General features: G+C 44.1%; 15 protein-coding genes. All 15 read right to left on the minus strand.

The genetic code is table 11. The features are described from left to right. Nucleotides 1–13: 13 nt before the first annotated feature. Nucleotides 14–2,635: a type VI secretion system ATPase TssH gene (tssH, locus tag Xsze_RS15635; protein ID WP_099139145.1), complete on the minus strand. Its 2,622-nt coding sequence runs from the start codon at nucleotides 2,633–2,635 to the stop codon at nucleotides 14–16. A 6-nt stretch (nucleotides 2,636–2,641) separates the two neighbouring features. Further along, entirely contained in the window at nucleotides 2,642–3,679 is a 1,038-nt protein-coding gene (gene tssG, locus Xsze_RS15640) for a type VI secretion system baseplate subunit TssG (protein WP_038233757.1), read from the minus strand. A 41-nt stretch (nucleotides 3,680–3,720) separates the two neighbouring features. Continuing rightward, complete coding sequence (gene tssF / locus Xsze_RS15645; RefSeq protein WP_038233755.1) at nucleotides 3,721–5,595, minus strand: type VI secretion system baseplate subunit TssF; 1,875 nt, start codon at nucleotides 5,593–5,595, stop codon at nucleotides 3,721–3,723. A gap of 29 nt (nucleotides 5,596–5,624) precedes the next feature. Next, complete coding sequence (tssE, locus tag Xsze_RS15650) at nucleotides 5,625–6,194, minus strand: type VI secretion system baseplate subunit TssE (protein ID WP_209435256.1); 570 nt, start codon at nucleotides 6,192–6,194, stop codon at nucleotides 5,625–5,627. A gap of 45 nt (nucleotides 6,195–6,239) precedes the next feature. Beyond that, on the minus strand, nucleotides 6,240–7,937 hold the full coding sequence (locus Xsze_RS15655; RefSeq protein ID WP_038233751.1) for a type VI secretion system-associated FHA domain protein: 1,698 nt from the start codon (nucleotides 7,935–7,937) through the stop codon (nucleotides 6,240–6,242). A gap of 70 nt (nucleotides 7,938–8,007) precedes the next feature. Then, entirely contained in the window at nucleotides 8,008–8,496 is a 489-nt protein-coding gene (locus Xsze_RS15660; protein WP_038233749.1) for an Hcp family type VI secretion system effector, read from the minus strand. Nucleotides 8,497–8,636: 140 nt separating this feature from the next. Beyond that, nucleotides 8,637–10,145, minus strand: a complete 1,509-nt coding sequence (tssC, locus tag Xsze_RS15665; RefSeq protein ID WP_038233746.1) for a type VI secretion system contractile sheath large subunit — start codon at nucleotides 10,143–10,145, stop codon at nucleotides 8,637–8,639. Nucleotides 10,146–10,148: 3 nt separating this feature from the next. Then, nucleotides 10,149–10,691, minus strand: a complete 543-nt coding sequence (gene tssB / locus Xsze_RS15670) for a type VI secretion system contractile sheath small subunit (protein ID WP_038233744.1) — start codon at nucleotides 10,689–10,691, stop codon at nucleotides 10,149–10,151. 155 nt (nucleotides 10,692–10,846) lie between these two features. Next, complete coding sequence (gene tssA, locus Xsze_RS15675; protein ID WP_038233741.1) at nucleotides 10,847–11,941, minus strand: type VI secretion system protein TssA; 1,095 nt, start codon at nucleotides 11,939–11,941, stop codon at nucleotides 10,847–10,849. A 26-nt stretch (nucleotides 11,942–11,967) separates the two neighbouring features. Further along, nucleotides 11,968–15,594: a type VI secretion system membrane subunit TssM gene (tssM, locus tag Xsze_RS15680; RefSeq protein WP_099138120.1), complete on the minus strand. Its 3,627-nt coding sequence runs from the start codon at nucleotides 15,592–15,594 to the stop codon at nucleotides 11,968–11,970. A gap of 12 nt (nucleotides 15,595–15,606) precedes the next feature. Next, entirely contained in the window at nucleotides 15,607–16,830 is a 1,224-nt protein-coding gene (locus Xsze_RS15685; protein WP_244431719.1) for a DotU family type VI secretion system protein, read from the minus strand. Nucleotides 16,831–16,836: 6 nt separating this feature from the next. Continuing rightward, a complete protein-coding gene (gene tssK, locus Xsze_RS15690) occupies nucleotides 16,837–18,189 on the minus strand; it encodes a type VI secretion system baseplate subunit TssK (RefSeq protein ID WP_038233737.1) in 1,353 nt (450 codons plus the stop codon). Continuing rightward, nucleotides 18,182–18,685 carry a type VI secretion system lipoprotein TssJ gene (gene tssJ, locus Xsze_RS15695; protein WP_244431713.1) on the minus strand — a complete coding sequence of 168 codons (504 nt, stop codon included), beginning with the start codon at nucleotides 18,683–18,685 and terminating at the stop codon, nucleotides 18,182–18,184. The genes tssK and tssJ overlap by 8 nt, the downstream gene beginning before the upstream one ends. Nucleotides 18,686–18,812: 127 nt before the next feature. After that, a complete protein-coding gene (locus tag Xsze_RS15700; protein ID WP_038233735.1) occupies nucleotides 18,813–19,208 on the minus strand; it encodes a DUF4150 domain-containing protein in 396 nt (131 codons plus the stop codon). A 9-nt stretch (nucleotides 19,209–19,217) separates the two neighbouring features. Then, entirely contained in the window at nucleotides 19,218–19,841 is a 624-nt protein-coding gene (locus Xsze_RS15705) for a DUF3540 domain-containing protein (RefSeq protein WP_038233733.1), read from the minus strand. Nucleotides 19,842–19,851 lie beyond the last annotated feature (10 nt).

A 19,851-nucleotide genomic window follows, 5' to 3' on the forward strand; every position in this document is an offset into this window, starting at 1 on the left:
TGTTTGTTTTTGCCTATTCTGTAAATTCGAATTGGAATTCACCTTGTTCGAGAGAGACTTTCAATTGGTGATATTGTTGATCATGGGCAGAAGCGAAAAGTAACTGCTGGCTGATTTGTGGTAATAGGGTATTTGTCAGGATAGCATCAACCATGCGTCCCCCCGATTCAATTTCCGTACACCGGTTGACAATATGTTCTACCATGCGCTCATCAAATGTTGCTGTAATATCATGATTTTCCAATAAACGTTTTTGAATCCTTTCTAATTGCAAATAGACAATTTTTGTCATCACTTCATGACTCAGCGGATAATAGGGGATGACAAGCAGGCGCCCTAATAAAGCCGCAGGAAATGTATTCAATAAGGGCCTGCGTAGTGCCGCAGTGAGCTTTTCTGGTTCTGGTATATCATCTTCCTGAGTGCAAAGTGAGCTGACCAAATCAGCACCGACATTGGATGTCAGGATAATAATGGTATTCCGGAAATCAATGTGGCGTCCTTCACCGTCCTCCATCCAACCTTTATCGAAGACCTGGAAAAAAATTTCATGAACGTCAGGGTGGGCTTTTTCTATTTCGTCCAACAAAACGACGCCATAGGGGCGGCGACGGACAGCTTCAGTTAATACACCGCCTTCACCATAACCCACATAGCCGGGAGGAGCGCCTTTTAGCGTAGAGACAGTGTGTGCTTCCTGAAATTCACTCATATTGATGGTGATCAAGTTTTGCTCTCCGCCATAGAGTGTTTCCGCGAGGGCAAGGGCGGTTTCAGTTTTACCTACCCCGGATGGCCCGCACAACATAAAGACACCTACAGGTTTATTGGGATCATCCAGTTTGGCGCGAGACGTTCGTACCCGTTTTGCGATTAATTCCAGGCCATGATGCTGGCCGATAACACGTTGGCTGAGTGTGTCAGCCAATTGCAATACGGCGTCAATTTCGTCTTTTACCATGCGATTGAGTGGAATGCCCGTCCAATCTGAAACAATAGAAGAAACTACGTTGCTGTCTACGGCAGCAAAAATAAGCGGCTCTTCTCCTTGCAATACGTGTAATTGCCGCTGCAGTTCTGACAGTTCGTCATGTTTTGTTTTGGTATCCTCATGTTGCTCTTCATTTAATTGAATCCTCAGGGAAATGATTTTATCGATCAAAGAAAGTTCCTGTTCCCAACGCTGTTGCAACTTGATTTTCTGTTCTTCCAATGCAGACAGTTCGCCCAGAATGGTTTCTGAACGCTGTGTATCACTGATACCCAACTTGGATTCCCGTCTGGTGATCTCCAATTCAATTTTCAAAGCCTCTATCTGGTGACGGCAGTTTTCCAATTGTGGGGGTTCGGCATGCTGACTGACAGCGACCCTGGCACAAGCGGTATCAAGCAGTGCGATTGCTTTGTCAGGCAGCTGGCGGGCCGGGATATAGCGGTGTGAAAGGCGTACGGCCGCTTCAATCGCTTCATCCAGCAAGAGCACGTGGTGATGTTGCTCCAAGGCGTTGGTCAGGCCGCGTAACATTAACAGTGCCTTGATTTCATCGGGTTCGTGAACCTGAACAACTTGAAAACGGCGGGTGAGTGCGGGATCTTTTTCGATATACTTTTTGTATTCAGACCAAGTTGTCGCACCGAGTGTGCGCAACAGGCCACGAGCCAATGCAGGCTTTAATAAGTTGGCAGCATCACCTGTTCCTTGTTGTCCGCCGGCACCAATCAAGGTATGAATTTCGTCAATGAACAGAATGATCGGAATGGGGCTGGATTGCACTTCATCAATGACTTTGCGTAAACGCGCTTCAAATTCCCCTTTGACCCCCGCACCTGCCTGTAACATGCCGATATCCAATAGCCAGAGTTGCACATTACGCAAAGGCGGGGGAACTTCTTCGGCAACAATTTTTAATGCCAGCCCTTCAATGACCGCGGTTTTACCGACACCCGCCTCACCTGTCAGCAGGGGATTGTTTTGACGGCGACGCATCAGGATATCAACAATCTGGCGAATTTCTTCATCGCGTCCTGATACGGGATCAATTTCACCGTTGCGGGCGCGGGCAGTCAATTCTTGTCCATATTGTTGCAGTGCTGATTGTGTCATCTCCTGCTGCGTTGTTTCCTGTGCATTTTCCGGCGACGAGAGGTTTTCCTGAGATTCATCGCTGTTGCGGCAAATCTCATGGATATTATCGGGCAGAGTATCGGCATTAATGCGGTCAAACTGGGTTGAAATCGCTTTCAACGTATTGCGTAAATTAAAGGTTTTCAAAATGCCAACCAGCAAATGGGCACTGCGGATCTTTTCTGCACCAAATTTCAGTGAGCAATATGTCCAACCGCGCTCGACTGAGTTATCAATATGTTCTGAAAGATCAGAGATAGCACTGGCGCCACGTGGCAGGCGATCCAGCGCGGTAACAATGTCTTTGGCCAGTATGGATTCATCCAGTGCAAAATAGCGGATAATGTGCTGTAGGTCACTGTTTTGCTGCTGCATGAGTTGATGCAGCCAATGCACTAATTCGACATAGGGATTACCGCGTAATTTACAAAAAGTGGTGGCACTTTCCAAAGAAGTGAACATCACACGGTTGAGTTTACTGAAGAGGACAGAACGATTGATTTCAGACATAGAGGATCATCCGTATTGGGTATAGAGTAAATCGCCGCGATGGGTTGGCTGTTCAATGTAACCAAGCCAGCTGTTCAGACCTAACTTGGTGGGTTCTGACAAATGAATGCCTTTGACATCCGCTTGATGGAGTATCAATTGAACATCCCAGGCATATTCCATTCCCAGATATTGGTGAACCCAGTCACGCAACTGTTGTGATTTAGGTGCCCCGGGTAAGAAGGATTCATATTCCGCCATTCTTAATGGACCCACTTCAATGCGAAATTTATATTGCACATCGTATAGTGCGATACCTAAGAAAGCAGATTGTCCCAAGCGGGGCATATTGCGCCCGGCTTTTAACCGGGCTTGATCCCGGGCTTCTATTTTTAACCACTGCGGAATGTTTTGTTTAATTTTCAATGGAATATTGAAATAACTGAGTAATATTTTTTCCAGTCCTTCCGCGCTGTGCCCTTGGCGGGATAAATGGCCGGAGAGCGAATAGCGGGCATGATCACTAATGGTGTCCGGCGCTTTCTGGGCAGGCAATCCCATTCCTGTCAGACAGGCGAGGTAATGGGAAAAACGTTGATTGTCCTGTCGGTCAAGGGAAACCGTGGGTTGGGCATTGGCCCAGGCCCGGTAGAACAATAAGATCAATCTATGGTGGAATAAGTTGATGAAGGCGCTCAGGGTCGGATCTTGATAATTGTACTGTCGCGTATAGACATATTCGGTGATGTGCAAGGGCATCGGGCCATTGGGACCAAATAAACCAAAACTGTAAATCAGCATGTCGTACAGTGTTGAGTTCTTTTTTTGTTCGACTTTAAAAATAGTCGACGGTGCGAAAATCATGGAGGCCTTTTGCCCCAACCGCAAGAGATCATATTTGGGCAGTGGGGCAGAGCCGAGCATATAGTAAGCGCCAGATTGCGCATCTATACGGCGTAAAGTGTGGAATAAATCGAATTGCCACGGCGTTTGCATGAGTTTCTGCCAAAAATCTTCCGGCAAACGGCAGGTACGGTGAATGGCAGTCGGGTTCGTTTTATTCATCTTTATTTCTGCATTTTTAGAATTTCTGTATTTTTAGATTGCTATATCAGCTTCTTGTTACCCATGCGTGCGGGCCAAAAGCCGATATCACCACGTTGTTGGCTGTACAGGGTCATTTCTGTAAACGAATTCATTGTGACCAGACGGGAAAACAGCTTATCCAGCACACTTCCCAGCAGCCAGGGGCTGATGCCGGCAAACTCTTGTTCATTGACTTCAAGCCGGATGCTCACGCCACGGGCAAACATAATCGGGCCGGGTTCAGGCATCCGTCGATAGACGGTTTGCAGTGAACAGTGGCGAACCCCATTAATCTGGCGGACAATGGCCGGCTCTGCCAGATTGGCATAGAGGCTCAGTAATTGCCGTAATGCCTGAGTGCCATGCTCATCATTTTTATCCATGAAATTCATATAATTAAGTTGAAGCTGGCTAATCAGTTTCCAGGAATTGGCATCTTGTGCCAAGGCGGGTTGTGGTATGGTCGGCCTTTTGTGAAAAATAATTTTATTGATGGGAATAGAATCCAGCATGGCAAAACTGTCGAGATCCTGTTGACGCAGCATCGCAGATAAATCGCGATTGGTGCACATAGCGTCGGCAGTCAAAAATTTCAAGTCGTTAGGCCATGGAGAGTGGTGTTCATCGACAATAGAAATAAACGCTTCTGTACCGATATAGCTGGATCGTGTGCCGTAATGACGCGCATGTTCAGACAAAATGCGGGGTTCACGGCGTAAAGAGAAATAAGCACCGTAATTGCCTTTATCATGGCTGAAGGTAGACCAAAAGGGCCTGAATACTTGCGTTTCCTTGCGCTTAATATCGGTGCCGTGCAGGCGTTGCACCGAAAAAATTTCGTAATCCAGAGGGCGTGAATTATCAACAACTAAGTGGTATTCATTATTGCTTTCTTTCAGCGTGATACGCTCTGTGACTTTGGGGAATAAATTAATCACAGGCGTACAGTTTAAGGCCAGATAAGAATTATCCACCAACCTTTCCAGATTGGCATCGACTTTATCCAAAAGCAAAATCAGTTCAAATTCACTCTGTTCTGTTGTTTGGCTGAGTAACGATCCCATGCCGCTGATACTGAAGAATTGAAAACGCGCCGGAAATGCGAAGTATTCCTGAAGTTGTCGATACCCGCTGAAATTACGTGGATCGTTGGGGAGCAATGACTGGTTATCATCAAATCCTTCGTGGTGCGGGGTAATATCAGGCAAGACCTGATATTGACGATCATCACCAACCGTTTGGCACACTATGCCAACAGAATGTTCCATGATGAGTTCCAGCAATTGCTGAGATTGAATGTCAGGCCCTGAGAGAAAAAATATGAGTTTGTCGATATCCAGTTCATTAAGGAAAAATTTTTCTTTGCAGCTGAAATGGATGCGCAATGCACTGACCGCACCATATTGGCTAAGATTTAAGGCTACCAGTGGCAAATTAGCCGGGATCTTGCCAAGTTCAACATTTTTCAGGTGCAAAGGCTGCAAGACAACATCTTGCGTTGTGGCATATTGGAACGTAATGCCATCCTTTTTTAACGTTTGGCAATGCATAAATGTACCGCGTGGCACTAAAAATCCGTGGCTGATATCTCCCTTGCTGGTATCAGGCTGAAGTTCGACGATTGCCATTGAAGGTGTCGGGGACAGGTAATTCGGATATAACATTTCCAGCAAGTGCCCGGAAAAGCGCGGAAATTCAGCATCCATTTTCAATTGAATACGGGATGTCAGAAAAGCAAAACCTTCCATCAGTCGTTCAACATAGGGATCAGCAACATCAATACCATGCATGCCCAGACGACTGGCAACTTTAGGGTAGCATTTAGCAAATTCTTTGCCCATTTCGCGTAAATACACCAATTCGCGGTTATAGTATTCAAGCAATTTACTGTCCATTTTTCCCCCTCAATGTTTTTACCTCGGGATTAACTGGCTTCTTTGATGGTGAAATAACCATTTTCAAGATCGATGTCACTGTAAAACAGGAATTCGAGCGGCCAGGGAACACACCATAAAAACCCTTTTATTTCTATGGGCAGTGTGTTGTATAAAATCAGTGAATGGGTATTCGCAATACGGTTAACTTCAAGCCCGTCAGGAATAATGCGTGGTTCGAACAAATGAATGGCAGTGAGTATCCTATGCTGAATATCTTCCCACTCTATTTCAGAAACAGATTTGCCTGACAAGGGAATTAAACCAAAATTATAAACAGACTGGCAAACGTCAGGAAACGGAGAGAGATCCTGCTCTGATTCACCATTAATGCTATTTAGCAGCCACTGTAAATCCCTTTGGACACTTCTCCTCAACGCACTGTGTGACAAAAGATAGTGGTTGGTTGTCTCCTGTTTTTTGTCTGGTTCATTATCGGTCAGTTTATCTAGCAAAGAAGGTTGCATCCTATCTTTGGCAGTAATGCGGGTCGCGTGACTTCGGCTGCGATAACCGCCCTGCCGCAAGGTGATATTATCGTTCATGGATTGCCTATTCATTGTTGTAATGGTGGGAAGCGATAAAAAGAGAGTCAGAGAAAAATATTATTTTGACGCTTTATTTTGAATGTTTTTATACCGGCTAACTTCTGTTTCATAGGCTTGCAGGAAATTTTGGTTAAATAGCTCAGAATTTTGTTCAAACTGACTGATTGTTATTTGGTAATGTTGGGTGAAGTAATCCCATATTGCGGCTTTATAGGCGGATGAACGTGACAGGCGTGGCAGATAGCCGTCATCTTGCGCTTCTTGTTCAAGAAGAACGGGATGAAATGAGTGTAATATATTTTCTACAATGGCATGTATTCCGGCAATCATACCCAATTGGTGTGCCTTCAGTTCGGTCAAAATATCGTGGGTAGCGACTTCAAGAGGCATAAAATCAGGGATAGGATCACCGAACATCAGGGCCAGGAGTGATTGACCCGAAGTCAGTAGCTTGAAGGGATTGTACAAACTTTCCTGTCTCTGGTGCGTATCTACATCAACTTTTTGTTTGAATTGAATACGTAACTCATTGAGCACGATGATCCCTTCAAATATCTGACTGGTAAATCGTCCCAATTGATGCATAAGCTGTTCATCAAATTTCAGTCGATGAATATCCTTTAATCTCATACCATCCAGCAAGGCAGCCAATAATTTTTCTTCCGAATAAATGTTATTGGTTTGATTATCGCGAGATGAATGACCGTGAGATGCATGGCTGTGGGGAGGATCATAGTGATTGATTTTGGGTTTCTCTGTCAGTGTGTTGTTTGCTTCCTCGGTTGAGTCGGTTGAGTCGGTTGAGTCGGTTGAGTCAGTTAAGCAAGAAGAAAGTTCAGATGTCAGAACGTCAGGGTTCATAAGTTCAGGCGTAAATAGAGATTCATGGAGCGTGTTGTGATTCAGTGAGTTCAGTGGCATTGCGTTATTTAGCATTTGTTCGAAGGGGTCATTGTCTCCGGCATGCCGCGTATTTTTCTCAGAGAACAGAATTAAGGGATCATTTTCCTTTTTATCATCGTCCTGGTTTTCATATTTTTTATCAGATTGCTTGTTATTAGATTGCTTGTTATCAGATTGCAATAAGGTTGTGGGTGTATGGTCATGCAGTATATTTTCTTGCTGGAAAGTCTGATCTGAATTGAACATGGTCAGGGGATCAGTTGACCGTGCTTGCAATGTATCAAGATCGGTCGCTGGATTAATGTGGGCCAGCGGGTCAATCGGATTTCGTTCCTTATCTTGTTGCCCATTTACCAGAGGATGGTTGTCGTTCAATACAGGGGGAGGCTGATGCTGGTTTTGAGCAGAAGTAATATGGGTACTCGTATTATTAGTATTCGTATTGCTGGTATTCGTGAACATTTGTTCAAGATCATCCCAAACCCCACTGGGAATGTCTGATTGGTGGGTATTTTCCTGTTGAGCGGTTTTTTTACTGATATTAATAACCTGAATTTGATAACTGCCGATGCCCAGTGTATCGCCATCCAGAACTTCAACCTGATGTCCGGGGGCGAGGGGGATCATATTCAGTAAAACCTCAGAAGCAGAACCTTGATTGTTAATCCAGCATTCTCCTGCTGCGGAAATGGATACAATGGCCTGCAAGCGGGCAATGGCCAACTCTTCATCAGGCAGAACCCAGTTATTATCCGTACTGCGGCCTATCGTTCCACCAGGAGAGGAAAAGTCGTAACTCAATTGTGGAGGTTGGTTTGTGCTGGTGTTTTTAACAATCGAGAATCGCATCATGATGGATACCTATTGTTGATGAAATAACCTCTCGGAAGATAGAGAGGTTATTTGGGTAAATGAAAAAATATTAACCGCCTTGGTTAGTGTAAGAATCCCATTCGTAACTGACTTCACCGCCTTTAGAACCTGAACTTTCTTGAGAAAAGTAACTTTCTTTGTGTTTCTGGAAGGCGACAGAGATAGAGGAATAGAAAAGACCGCCACTGTATGTCAGCAGGGATTTTGCTATCAGGGCGTGTTCCAACACTAATGTGTACCAGACTTCTTGCTTACCTCCTTGTCGACGGACATTGAGCGTAACTTTGTCAATATGCGTTCCCTTGACAATAAATTGACGCAAAGAGATGGCTGATTTGTCGAATAAAAGTTCTGCTGACAGGCTGGAGACTTCTACGATACCAGCCCCCAAACCAGAAGACTGGTTTTCATAATTAACGCGATTGGACAGCTCAAGTGCAAATGTTCTCACTGACGTCCAGTCTTTATATGCCTGATCGGCTGATTCGCCCTTAATATTGGTAAAGTTAATGTATGCGTCAATACCTGCGGTAGACATAGTCTTTCACCTTAATAGAGTTAAAAGTAATTACCCCCCAATAATGGGATATTGGCGTTGGGTATATAGAGTATGTGAGTGGATAGGTACGGTTATTGGGTGATGAGATATGGGTTAGAAATAAGATAATGTGTATTGGGTTAGGCTCCTTTTAGTGAAGGAAGTTTTGAAACCAGCCGCAAAGAAACTGTCAAACCTTCCAGTTGATAATGAGGTCGTAGGAAAAATTTAGCTTGGTAGTATCCCGGATTACTCTCCACTTCTTCCACCTTAACTTCTGCGGCTGCCAGCGGTTTTCTTGCTTTTGTGGCCTGTGATGAGTTGACAGGATCACCATCAACATAGTTCATGATCCAGTCGTTAAGCCAGCGTTCCATATCGGCACGCTCCTGAAAAGTCCCGATTTTGTCACGAACGATGCACTTCAGGTAATGGGCAAAACGACAGCAGGCGAATAAGTAAGGCAGGCGCGCTGACAGATTGGCATTGGCAGTCGCATCCGGATCGTAATACTCCGAGGGTTTTTGCAGAGATTGGGCACCAATGAAAGCCGCCATATCCGTATTTTTGCGATGCAATAGCGGGATGAAACCATTCTTTGCCAATTCAGCTTCACGGCGGTCGCTAATTGCAATCTCGGTAGGGCATTTCATATCTACGCCACCGTCATCGGAAGGGAATGTATAACAAGGCAGGTTTTCCACAATGCCGCCGGATTCAACACCACGAATGGAAGTACACCAGCCATAGAGTTTAAATGAACGGTTAATGTTGACGGCCATGGCATACGCGGAATTCGACCAGGTATAGTTATCGTGCGTTGGGCCTTCAGTGTCTTCCTCAAAATTGAAGGCATCAACAGGGTTTGTGAGTGCACCGTAGGGTAAACGGGAAAGGAAACGCGGGAGCGTTAACCCGATGTAACGCACGTCTTCTGAGTCACGTAAGCTGCGCCAGGGAGCGTATTCCGTGTTTTGGAAAATCTTTGTCAGATCCCGGGGGTTGGCCAATTCTTGCCAGGAGCTCATTTGCATGACCATTGGCGCGGCCCCTGAAATGAAAGGACAGTGCGCAGCTGCGCTGATTTGTGCCATTTCGCGTAACAGTTCGACATCCGGTGCGGTATGGTCGAAATAGTAATCTCCCACAAGGCAACCGAAGGGTTCTCCACCAAACTGACCATATTCAGCTTCGTAGATTTTTTTGAACAACGGACTTTGATCCCAACTGACACCCTTGAAACGTTTTAGTGTGCTGCTCAATTCTTTTTTGGAAAGACACATCACACGAATTTTCAGCATTTCATCGGTTTCTGTATTATTGACCAGATGATGCAAGCCACGCCAGGCACCTTCCAGAGTCTGCAACTCCGGATGATGCAAGATAAGGTTCATTTGCTGGGATATCTTTGTGTCAATTTCAGCAATCAATGACTGGATGGTACGGTAGGTATCGCCAGAGACAGTAACCGTATTTTCCAATGCCTGCTGTGCCAGTGTTTTTACCGCATTTTCAACGGCATGGCGCGTATGATCACTTTGTGGGCGAAATTCCTTATTCAACAATGTGCTGAGTTCATCAGGGGTAGGGGTATGCTCTGCGGATACCTGCTCTTGTTGAAGCAAAGCGTCTTGTTCAGATGTACTCATCAATTACTCCTCATTTTCTTTGCTATCTTCAGCGCTATTTTTTGATGGGCTATCTTCAGGATTCGGCGCCTGAGCCAATGATTGCAGTAGCGCAGGATTTTGCAATATCTCAGAAATCAGCTGTTCTGCCCCGTTCTTACCATCCATATAAGACAGTAAACTTGCCAGCTGGGTACGGGCTTCCAATAGCTTGGCCAGAGGCTCTACCTTTTTGGCGATTGCATCTGGTTGAAAATCTTCCATGTTTTTAAACGTTAAATCGACATTCAGCTTACCTTCACCTGTCAATGTATTGTCAACTTGAAAAGCGGCACGAGGCGTAATTGAACTCATGCGGTCATCAAAGTTATCAATGTCAATTTCCAAGAATTTGCGATCACTGATGTCTGGCAAGGCTTCTGCCGGTTTTCCTGCCAAATCAGCGATAACGCCCATGATAAAGGGTAATTGAACAACTTTTTCTGAGCCGTAAAGCTCCACATCATATTCAATCTGCACACGAGGAGCGCGATTTCGGGCTATGAATTTTTGTCCGCTGGATTTCATGGCCGGAGTTCTCCAATATTGGCTATACCTTTTGTCTTTCCAGTGGCATCACTTAAAATCCATTCGGTATAGGAGGTGAGAATTAATATCTTCTTTTGTATGGAATAGAAGAAGATATGCAGGTAAGGCACTAAATGAGTATAAAGAAACGGTAATCAGTCCGTACTGGGGTTTGTGTCATCATTTGTGTTTAAATCAAGTGAATGCCCGAAAATGATTTCGAGTTGATTCAATCCTGCTGGCGCAAGATCGTGAATGATTTTCATAAAATCACAATCAATGAGCCGTTGAATACGCTCAATCATGATTGGGGCAGGGTGACTGGGTTCATGCCTGAGAAAATAGGTTCTGACCTTTTCCAACAGCAAGCGGGCTTCATCTCGATCATTGGCTTCAATCGCTTGCCAAGCGAATGAAGGTATGCTTTCTGGCGTTGTCAGCGCCTTCTCCTTTTCTTCCAACCCCTCCGATGTATCCTGCGTCATCAGTGATGTCTGATCCCGCAGGCCGGTGTTGCCTGCATTTTCTGCATTTGGGGCGGGAGAGGAAAAAAATTTAATGATGGTATCCAGTTGTTTCAAGAACTGTTGCAATTCAGGGACGTGATCGTCAGATAAATATTGGCGAATAAACTCTGTCAGGAATGTCAGGTGATCCCGAATGGCGATTGTTGCCCGCATTTCAGGGTTTTCTGGTTTTTGTTTTAGTTCCTTGATTAATCTCGGGCGGCCGCCGGTATAATTGCTGATGTCCGTTACAGTCCCGCTAAGGAGTAAATAGGCTTCCTGCAATGTCAGTTCACTTGAAACACTTCTTAACAAGACTGAATGTTGTGCTGTGATTGCGCAAGGTGAACCATCTTCGATCGTTGCCAATGTGTTTAAGCGTTGTAAGGGGTCATATTCACCATCAAATTCTAATTTTGGCCATACCTCTATCCAATGGCGCTCCAGAGTCCGGCAAAGCAGATTCAGGCCATCAGCATAACCGCATAACCCGCGCAGGTTCAGCCAAGATTGCATCAGGGCGATGATAATGCGTAGATCTTTCGTACGGGAAAGTAGATAAATGGCTTGTTTTTCCACCTCTCCCCAATTAGGCGATTCCGCTGGGATAATAATTTCGCCAAACTGTTGTTCTGGTTTTTCGACTAGCATTTGTTCCAGACGCAAAAATTCATCGTCGTACTCCAGATTTTCTCCACAGATAAATTCTGGACTGATTGGGGTAAGTAATTGATCAATATTCATGATAATTTCAGCTCAGCGTTAAGGGGCTATGCAGTTAACATCTTTGAACTCGGACATGAAAAAGCAGGAAGTTTAAATGGGCTGAGAACGCTGTTCGGAATAAAATCCAAAGAGACTGAGTGGCCTTTAATATTGAATGTTGCTCTCATGCCAGTATCATCCGCATTGACGCTGTGCAGTTTCTGTGCATGGTCAAGTAACCTATTCAGTGCCCAGAATCCGGCAGTTGACAGATTCACGGTTGTACCATTACTTAAATTTAGCTGAATGTGAACTTGATTGGTTTTATTCGGGCCGGGCCAACTGATGAGTTGTGAAAGTTGGGGGCCGTGGCTGTATTGCAATTTCTGCCCATCCACATCCAGTATCATGCTTAATATATCGTTATCCATACTGACAGGACGAACCATAATATTGAATAAGGGCGAAGGCGTTCCGCTGATGAACAGGGTATTGCGAACAATCTGGGCTTGCTGGAAAGGTTTGAGCAAGGCTTCTCCCCCCGGTAATGTTTTTCCGTTGACCCCAGGCATAAATTGCCACTTTGGCTGAGTCGTATCTATTTTCCCCACTAAATTCTTCTGGAAAAAACGGTCCATCAGGCCGGTTTCCGAAGCGAACATTCTGGCCATGTCATCGGGTTTAATCTCTTGCTGAGCTTTCGGTGTTAACGGGTAGCGATTAGCAATCGCCTGATGACAAAAAGTGCCGATTTCCGCATTGAGGTGTTTCGCAACGTTTTTCATGTCACTGATCTGGCTATCACTACTCGCTCCCAGCGTCAGGGAAGACACCATATTTTTGAAGGGCATAGGTAAACGTTCAGAAGCAGCTTGCAATTGAACAATAATATTATTGGGCGGAAACGGTATATCAGTTTTGACTGCATTTTGTACGGAAATGAGATATTGGTATAATTCACCGATTTTTTTCAATGTTTCATCAAAAGGGATCTTCGGATTATTTTTGCCATTGGGATTTGTGGCCAATGCCGTAATGGGAGCGAAATGCTTTTCCAGCTCCAGCTCAGGTGTGTTTCGTTGATTATCATTATCCGGCGATTTATCCGGTAATGGTTTTTTTGCAACTTTATTGAATTGCTTGCTCAGTGCACTATTTTTATCGGGCACAGCGTTAGTTAACGCATTATTTAACGTAACATTTTTATCAATATTAATAAGGAGGTTACGCAGCGGTGAATCAGAAGAAGACAATAAGCGTGCGGTATTTGTGCGTTGTTCCAGATTATCGTTATGGTTCAGGTGAATACCTGCCAGAAAATTATCCCATTGAGAAATATAATCATCGATATAAAGTTGCTTAACAAAAAATTGAATTTCCTCCGTGGTTAATTTTTTTGCATAAGGGCCGAGTACCCAATTGTCTTGTGAGTACAATGTCGTGAGAAAAGCCTTAAGGTCTTTATCAATGCCTTTTCGATAACCCGCGGGAGTAAACATGCCTGATATACCATTAGTGGATGAGGTTTCATTGGTGTCTGAAAAAACCAACGTAGCCTGAGGGCCGGCAAGCGTATCCAATGTCACCGAAGTCAAATTAGGATCATCCAGTAATTTATTCTTTAAATAATTGTAAGCCCGTTGAGCTGGTGGAATTTTGCTGATGAATTTCTGTTTTTTTTTTACCAGATCAGTATCACGCACAAAGGGAGAGGTGACAATTTGGTTATCCAGCAATTGTCTGAGGTGCTGATTAATTTGTTGTAGTTGCTTTTGTGTGATATCTGCTACTGAATACGTCTCCAGATATTGCATTACCCAATCATGTAAAAATTTACCGTCATAATATTGGGGTTGGTATAACATTTGATATGCTTTTAGCGTATTGTAGATTTTCTCTATATCATCATTGGCATGATCATTTTGCATTTGGTTTTTGATGAGTTTTACAACTTGTGGCAGTAATAAACTTTTCAGCGTTTTTTGGTATAGGGCACGACTTGCCTCACTGACTTGTTTGCCACGGTATAATCCCATGCGATAGGATAATGGCGGTTTATCCAAAGAAAAACTCGGGTTGTTATCCAGGTTGGCTAAGTTATTCAAAAGCGGGAGCAGGGTGTAAATATTATCGGTGTTTTTTTCTAACGCATTATCTTGGCGTACAATATTTGATATTTTCGTTCCGACCTCTGACAGATAATCATAATTGTTGTTGTAACTGGTCAAGAATAATTTACTGACAAATACCAATGTTGCTATCAGTATGACATACCCTGTGCCATTCAACAGACGTTTCCGATATACCCACCAACGGTTGTGGCTGGCGATACCGGCTTCCCGAAAAATATTTTCCAAGACATTTTTCAGAAAATAAGCTTGATTAGCAGGCGCAGTGGATACAGCGCCTTTATCGTTTTCCCATGACATTGAGTTGCTGCCGTTATTTGTGGGTAATTTAAGTTGCCGATTAAATTGCGCCATCACGTTGTCAATGGGAACACAGTCTTGTGTTCCACTGGTGAAATATAATCCTCGCAGGTGGCAGGGGATTTCAAAATTTGATTTTGCGAATACCCCTTCAAGATACTGGGCAATCAGTGGGCGCAATGAGGCTATTTCTTGTGGAAACAGATAACTCTCGGCACATTGCTTGGGATGATACTCATTTAGAAGAACCGTGGGCAATTCAGCATTTAACCGCGATTGTAATTCCTGGTATTTTTTTTCAAAGAGTTTGATTAATTGGTATTGCAGTTTATTTCCCCACGGAAAATCAAATCCCCAGATTTGTTCGCGTGATGCTTTGTCAAAATGGTTAAAGTAAGCAGAAAAGCCTTTTAACAAATCAGTTTTAGTGATCAAAATATAAATGGGAATTTGTATTTTAAATTTTTCATGTAATTCTGATAATCGCTTGCTTAATATATACGCTTGTTGATTACGTTTTTCACTTGGCTGAGTGAGTAAGTCATCCACACTTACCGTTATGATAATGCCATTAATGGGTTGGCGGGCCCGATATTTTTTCAATAGTTGAATCAGTTTATTCCATTCACCGGCATCTTGGCTGTTGGCATTAGGTTGAGAGGTATAGCGGCCGGAAGTATCAAGCAGAACAGCATGATTGGTAAACCACCAATTAATATCATTGGTGGGTTGTTGTTGATACTGTGCGAATTTTCCAAGATGATCGACCAGTGAATAATGCAAACCAGAGTTAGACAGGGCAGTTGTTTTCCCCGAATGGGATGCTCCGATAACAAGATACCAAGGTAATTGATATATATATTGGCGACTGAACAGTTTTGTCCAACCGGGTTTATTTTGGTGATATAAACCAGAAAAATAGGCCTTTTTCAATAATCGTGTTGCATTAGAAAAGCGTTCTGCCAGTGTGCTGTATTGCTCACTTTGTTTCGTTTGTGAATTTGATTCCCGATTGATGTTTAATTGTTTTTCCAGGTTTTTATTAACCCATAACCGGTACAATCGGGGAATTAATTTGGCTAGGGCCCAAACCAGAAAAAAAAGAATAATTGTCGTTATTCGTGCCGTCATTGATTTTAAGGGCATGACATTACCGATAGTGATAATCGGGCCCAAAAAACCGATAATGGCAGAAATAGCCGTTACTCCGAAAAAGCTCCATGTCAATCGGCTGGTTATGATAGAAAGGAGTACATTCAGCATATCTTCATTTCCTCACATCATTTGTTTTACAGAAGAAATTGATAGTATGATTTCTACTCGTCTATTTTTGGCACGATTGTCGCGAGTATTATTTGGGGCGATAGGATCTTGGGCGCCTTTTCCCTTTGCACTGACTCTCTCTGGTTGATTTAAGTAACGTTGCAGCTCTCTTTGTACCGATTCCGCCCGCGCCAGCGATAACGCCCGGTTGGACGGAAAAGGGGAGTAACGGGAAGAAATCGGAATGTTATCGGTATATCCTGTGACGAGAATGTCACCCTGGATATGATTTATCGCCTCTGCAATGTGTTTGATGACGTTTAAATATGAAGTTTCAATCTGGTTTGACCCACTTTTAAATAAACCGTCGCCTTTTAACGTAATGACATTTTTATCCGGCATCGTGGTGATGTTTATTAGCCCGGCATCAATGTCATTTCTTAATAAACCCTTCAGATTTATCACGGGAGCCTGCGGAAGTAACCCCGGATTGCCGAATGATGGCTCAAGTAAATCCGCCTGGTTTATTTTTGCCAACACAGGATCAATGATGTTGTTTAATTTTGCATTTAAACTGATATATAAAATACATAACAAAAAACTTAAGATCGCGGCAACAACCCATATGGGCAAGGAAAATGATCCGGTTTTATTCGGTATGGCGATAGCCTGTATGTGGGGCGAAAGCTCAAGGGGGTAATGACCCCGGACAGAGCGTATTAACTGATATAGGCGTTGTTTTATGGTTTCTAGTTGGGAACGTCCATTATCCATAACACGATAGCGCCCTTCAAACCCAAGTTGCAGGCAGAAATAAATCAGTTCCAGCAGAAAGAGGTGTTCCTTGGGATTTTGGGATAATTTAGCCAATAGCTGGAAAAATTTCTCTCCTCCCCATGTTTCATTATGGAAAGTGACCAGCAACCCGCTGCCGGACCAAACGCTGCGAAGTCCCCAGGGAGTGAGTGCGGCTGCTTCATCCAATGCGGTACATAAACAATAGCGTGCGCCAATTATTACTTCATAAGGCAGTTTGTTATGTTGGCATTCTACTTCAAAATGCCGTATTTCATTGATGAGCTGTTGCCGCAAATGTATCGGATCAGGATGGGTGATCGAGTGTCGAATTTGGGGGATCGTATTCAGCAGTGGATTTGCAGCAGAAACCAATGGGTTAGCAATAGCATCATCAGAAAGTAGACTATAAGTCGTTTTATATACTGTTTGTTCTTGCATCATCGATTACGTTCCCTTACTTTTTTCTTGGTTGCGAACAGCCCAGAATTCTATCTTGAGGCCGGGGAATTCACCGGCCAGATGCAATGCAAAGCCACCGGATTTTTCCATCTGTTTCCATAGTTCACCCTCTTTTTCCAACTCAAAATAGACGTAACCTGAATGCCATGGAATTTGTCTGGGAACTGATGGCATGGCCCGCAATGAAATTCCCGGTAATTGCAGTTGAACCAATTCTCGGATTCGATCGACGGGGGAGATTTTCATTTGAGCCGGAAAATTGTTCATCAAGGCATCATTGGCAACATCGGCATGAATGGCCAGAATAAAGCTGAACATATGGATCATGTTGGCATCGGGTAAGGTTGCGATGTTCAGGCCATGAGAGTATTCAGTCAACGGCAATTGAATGGCATGTTCTTCCAGAATGATTGATAGCCCGTGACGCAAGAGGAACATGAGTTGAGTGAAGCACAGGGTTAAATTGTCATGGCCATAAATCGGCAGCCTGTCTTCCGGCATGCGGTTTGGTGAAAATGTCGCCAGTTCCGTGGCAAATTGCAGCCAGTCGCTGAATAACCTTTCAGGATGGAGTAATGACAGATTCCGGATATGGTTTACCTGACCGCTATGGCGATTTAAAAGTGAAAGCAAGAGAAAATCCATGATTTCAGAATCATTGTAACGTCCCAACTGTAACAAGCGTTGGCTGATTTGTTGGCGTCGTTGTTCCAGTAAACCTTGTATGTCGGTGATGAAGCTGACGATTTGCGAACTTGCACGGCAGTTGAGTACGGGCGGAATAAACAGGGGATCAAGATGGAGTTTGTTGTCACTTGTTTTATTGACGATATGTGCGATGCTCAGCGCCGTCCATTCCGGCGTTAAATCTGATTCCAGCATCAGGCGTAATCGCATTTTGCCGAATTGTACCGCGGCGTTACCGACCGACATTGCATTAAAATCATTGACTTCAGCTTCAAAGCTGACAAAGCGGGCCAAGGAATCTTGCTTTTCACTGAAAATGACGTCTTCTTTCCCGCGCTGGAAAGTCGGCAGGGCCAAGACAACATTGGTATTGGACTGGCTCTCAGTCAGCTGCAAAGGGGTGGGAGTACAAGCCGCATCAAAACTAAATGGAGTGCCGTCAGGAAAAATGCCACTGGCCGAGGAAAGTTTAATTTTACCTTGATTGAGTAATTCCTGATCCAATTCGAGTGTTAAAAATCCCCAATGGTAAGGTGATTGTGCTATTCCCCAATCACGAACATAGGCTTCTAAATAGTTTTCTGCCTGTTGGAAATGATGGGGGCGTAAAAACATACCTTCTGTCCAGATGACTTTTTCTGATCTATTCATTGTTTTCTGAGACTCCTACAGGGCAACTTAAGTGACATTCTTTGACGAGACTTAAGCCGTTATTAGTGGCTTTAATGCACACATGTAGTTCATCAGGAGAAGAACGCCAGAATTCATAAAAAGCAGGTTTTTCAGGTAAGGGAACAGGAAATGAGAGACGCCATTTTTTATCATCCAATTGGTTATATTCGGCGATAACACCGATGTAATCAGCCTCTGGTGAGTACTTTTCCGATAAACAATCGATGGATTGCGATGGTCGGATAAAAAATGAGTCTTCGTTGACTAATTTGTCACCTAACGTATTTTGAGCGTTATCTTGCAGTGAAAAGAAATCCGCAGACATAAATTTTTCAGGTGATTTTAATAAAATGACATGCATTTTCAGTGGTGCTGAATGATTTGCGTCAGATGTCGCATCAAAGATTATTTTATAAGGCGGCAATTTTTTCTCTTGTGATGAACAACCTGACATCGCGAGCAGAACTGTTGACAAAAAGATCCCCTTCAGCAGCCATTCAATTGAATGGAGCTTATTCCCCGGGAGACTTTTTTTCTGGGCAAAATGCGGTGTCATCATATTATTTAAAGAACCCTGGTGGATAAGGTGTTTGAAAAAAGTGTCAGGATGCCGTAATAAGTACTTTTGTTTGGCTGGGGGAAATGCGCGCCCCTGCTGAATTCGTTGAATTTTGTGTAGTACAGCTCGACAACCGTGTTGCCGGTGTACCTTTGATTAAAACCGAGTTGGCTCCTGTGGTATGGCGGGAGGGGCCCATGACCGTGCCGGAAGCGACACCCAAATTGACACCGGAGTTATCGCCTGTTGTCTGGGGAATGGTCGTCGCTAAGTTATGCGCAGGGCAACCCATGAAGAGGATATTCATGGCATTGCTGACGCCGGCAGTGGCTTGGGCAATGTTGGGATAAGACACAGAAACGATACTGGCGGACACGGGCGTCAGGCAAACATCGGGATTGGCCATATCCGTGCCGCCGCTTTGAGTATTGGCAAACATAATGTCTCCTTATCCGATATGGATCTGTTCAGCATCAATTTTGGTCATGGCTTTTGCGGTCACGATAGTTTGTCGGGCATGTAATCGTGCATAATTTTCAGCCTGCATATCCAGTTGTCCCGCATGAACTTTCTCTGTTTGAGTTGTATGACGAAATAACCGGTTGCTGAGTTGTGTTACGGTTTGCCAGAGTGATTCAAATTGATCGCCGACCAAACGGGTGATTGAAACCCAGGCAGAGATTGACTTTCCACTGTATTGCATTTCACTGATATGGCAGTTTCCATTTGCAGCGGTGATATTCAGGCCATGGCTGTTCATGCTCAGATCACCATGGGAGGTGATAGTGAGATCGCCGGAAACACTGATTTCGGCCGGGTGCTGTTGCTCCGCCCGCTCCAATATGGCCAGAATCCAGAGTTGGTTCTCAACCTTTGCAATCAGTACGGTATCTCCCATATCAGGCGTTAACAAACAGCTTGCAGCACGTTGGCAGTGCCAGCCACGGTTGTTTTTGCTTTCCGCCATCATAAAGCTGCCGTCCTGATGAAGGTTGATGATTTGTCCGGTCATTTGCTGTAACGGCTCGGTTGAAAAAGTGTATGAGGAAAGCGCATAAGAAGGTTTTGTCATGTAGATCCCC

It is taken from the genome of Xenorhabdus szentirmaii DSM 16338 (assembly GCF_002632585.1).
Lineage (GTDB): Bacteria > Pseudomonadota > Gammaproteobacteria > Enterobacterales > Enterobacteriaceae > Xenorhabdus > Xenorhabdus szentirmaii.

What these genes read in the sequence shown, in the direction of transcription:
- tssH (WP_099139145.1), bottom strand. Translation starts at nt 2,635, where the DNA reads ATGTCTGAAATCAATCGTTCTGTCCTCTTCAGTAAACTCAACCGTGTG.
- tssG (WP_038233757.1), bottom strand. Translation starts at nt 3,679, where the DNA reads ATGAATAAAACGAACCCGACTGCCATTCACCGTACCTGCCGTTTGCCG.
- tssF (WP_038233755.1), bottom strand. Translation starts at nt 5,595, where the DNA reads ATGGACAGTAAATTGCTTGAATACTATAACCGCGAATTGGTGTATTTA.
- tssE (WP_209435256.1), bottom strand. Translation starts at nt 6,194, where the DNA reads ATGAATAGGCAATCCATGAACGATAATATCACCTTGCGGCAGGGCGGT.
- Xsze_RS15655 (WP_038233751.1), bottom strand. Translation starts at nt 7,937, where the DNA reads ATGATGCGATTCTCGATTGTTAAAAACACCAGCACAAACCAACCTCCA.
- Xsze_RS15660 (WP_038233749.1), bottom strand. Translation starts at nt 8,496, where the DNA reads ATGTCTACCGCAGGTATTGACGCATACATTAACTTTACCAATATTAAG.
- tssC (WP_038233746.1), bottom strand. Translation starts at nt 10,145, where the DNA reads ATGAGTACATCTGAACAAGACGCTTTGCTTCAACAAGAGCAGGTATCC.
- tssB (WP_038233744.1), bottom strand. Translation starts at nt 10,691, where the DNA reads ATGAAATCCAGCGGACAAAAATTCATAGCCCGAAATCGCGCTCCTCGT.
- tssA (WP_038233741.1), bottom strand. Translation starts at nt 11,941, where the DNA reads ATGAATATTGATCAATTACTTACCCCAATCAGTCCAGAATTTATCTGT.
- tssM (WP_099138120.1), bottom strand. Translation starts at nt 15,594, where the DNA reads ATGCTGAATGTACTCCTTTCTATCATAACCAGCCGATTGACATGGAGC.
- Xsze_RS15685 (WP_244431719.1), bottom strand. Translation starts at nt 16,830, where the DNA reads ATGCAAGAACAAACAGTATATAAAACGACTTATAGTCTACTTTCTGAT.
- tssK (WP_038233737.1), bottom strand. Translation starts at nt 18,189, where the DNA reads ATGAATAGATCAGAAAAAGTCATCTGGACAGAAGGTATGTTTTTACGC.
- Xsze_RS15700 (WP_038233735.1), bottom strand. Translation starts at nt 19,208, where the DNA reads ATGTTTGCCAATACTCAAAGCGGCGGCACGGATATGGCCAATCCCGAT.
- Xsze_RS15705 (WP_038233733.1), bottom strand. Translation starts at nt 19,841, where the DNA reads ATGACAAAACCTTCTTATGCGCTTTCCTCATACACTTTTTCAACCGAG.